Annotated in this window: 1 protein-coding gene; it reads left to right on the forward strand. The window is 60.2% G+C overall.

Annotation, left to right across the window (positions count from 1 at the left end; genetic code table 11):
• Window positions 1-372 precede the first annotated feature (372 nt).
• On the forward strand, window positions 373-2,207 hold a 1,835-nt coding region (locus WCE46_RS03405; RefSeq protein ID WP_424732298.1), incomplete at its 3' end, for a cation-translocating P-type ATPase.

Consider the following 2,207-nt stretch of genomic DNA (forward strand, 5'->3'; position numbering starts at 1 on the left):
CCACGATATCATCCCGGAGATCTCCCGGGTCGTCATGATGGACAGCGGCAGGATCTGCGGCGACGGCGAAAAAACAGCGATGCTGACCGACGAGAAGATCAGCCGGCTCTTCTCGGTACCGGTGCAGGTGAGGGAAGAAAACGGCTGGTACTATGTCACCGGGTACTGAAGTGTGCCCTGTCCCTGAATGCATAACAATACCAAACAATACCAAAAAAATACCGGCTTGCGCTTTGATCAACAGGTACAGGACAGGTAAATTAACAAGGACAGCCCGCCCCTGATAATCATAATACGGTGTTATAGTCCCGGAGCACCAATATCCTCCTCACATCCGGGGATGGGTGGCATCCCCGCACGGGAATCAGATACATGCTCACGCTTGATGAGATCGGGGGATATGCCGGGGTTGACGGCCTTGCGTCCCCCGCGGCAGAAGCGAGCCGGAAGAAGTACGGCGCAAACGTGATGACGCCGCCGGAACGCGAGCCGCTCTGGAAACAGTACCTGAAAAATTTCGACAGCCCCATCATCAGAATCCTGCTCTTTGCCGTCATACTCTCCGCGATTGTCTCGTTCTTCTCCGGGAGCAGCCTTCTGGACACGGCCGGGATTATCATCGCGATCCTTCTTGCCACCGGCATCTCCTTTTACAACGAGTACCGGAGCAGCCGGGAGTTTGACGTCCTCAACGCCCACCGTGACGATATGGCAGTCAAGGTGATCCGGGACGGTAACCCCACACTGGTGCCCTCCCGTGATATCGTGGTCGGCGACCTTATCCTCCTTGAAGCCGGCGACGCGATCCCTGCCGACGGCTGGCTCCTTGTATCGGACGAACTTTTCTCTGACGAGTCGGCTTTTACCGGCGAGAGTGAACCGGTCAGGAAAGAGACTGCCGACAAGGTCCTCAAGGGAAGTTTCGTCACGGCCGGGAAAGGCCGGATGATCGCCGGGGCGGTAGGCGATGCAGCAGAGATGGGCGTGATCGCTGCAACGCTCGAGATCGATCATGCGACAAAAACGCCGCTTGAAGAGAAACTCGAAATCCTTGCCGGGCTCATCTCGAAATTCGGGTACGCAATGGCGATCCTCATCTGCAGCACGCTCGTTATCCGGGGCATCCTTGTCGGAGACCTGACCGGCCTTGACCTTGTTACTGCAAACCACCTGCTCAAGTACTTCATGCTCGCGGTCGTGATTGTCGTGGCCGCCGTGCCCGAGGGGTTGCCGATGAGCGTTGCACTCTCGCTCTCCCTTGCGATGCGCAAGATGACCCGGGCAAACTGCCTTGTCCGGCGCCTGATTGCCTGCGAGACCATCGGGTCGGCGACCTCGGTCTGCACCGACAAGACCGGGACACTCACGAAAAACCAGATGGAAGTGGCCGAAGCGTCCGTTACAGCCCCTGCAGGGTCGGGCCTGGTCCCAGAAACCCCTGCGGAATGGATCACGCTGAACGCGGCAGTCAACGGTACCGCGCACCTCGAAGAGCGGGAGAACGGGAGGGTGATCGTGATCGGGAACTCGACCGAGGGGGCGCTCCTCCGGTGGCTGCGGGCGCATGCGATCGATTACCGGAAGCTGCGAAAAGAGTTCCCGGCGGCCCGGCAGTACCTTTTCGACGGGAAGCGCAAGCGCATGTCGACCGTGGTGGATTTAAACGGACACAAATTCCTGCTTGCCAAGGGAGCGCCGGAGATCCTGTCCGGCCTCTGCACAATTACCCCCGATCTCTCTGGCGTAGGCGTGCTTGCTTCCCGCGAGATGCGGACGCTCGCGTTTGCCCACCGGGAAATTACCGGGGAGGACGAAACCGAGACCGGGCTTACCTGGGATGGCTACGTCGGCATCCGCGATCCCCTGCGGGACGATATCCGAGCGTCTGTGGCCCGCTGCCAGCATGCCGGCATTAGGGTACGGATGGTCACCGGGGACAACCCGGTAACCGCACAGGCAATCGCACGTGAGGCCGGGATCCTGCAAGGCGGGACGGTCATGACGGGAAAAGAGTTTCGGGCGCTTTTTGCCGGAGAGCAGGTTGCAGCCGCAAAAACTCTTGACGTGATGGCCCGGGCCGAACCCCTGGACAAGCTCCTTCTCGTGCAGGCGCTCCAGAAGACCGGTGCGGTCGTCGCCGTGACCGGCGACGGGACAAACGATGCCCCGGCGCTCAGGCACGCGGATGTGGGACTTGCGATGGGGAT

This window comes from Methanoregula sp. (genome assembly GCF_049690535.1).
GTDB lineage: Archaea > Halobacteriota > Methanomicrobia > Methanomicrobiales > Methanospirillaceae > Methanoregula.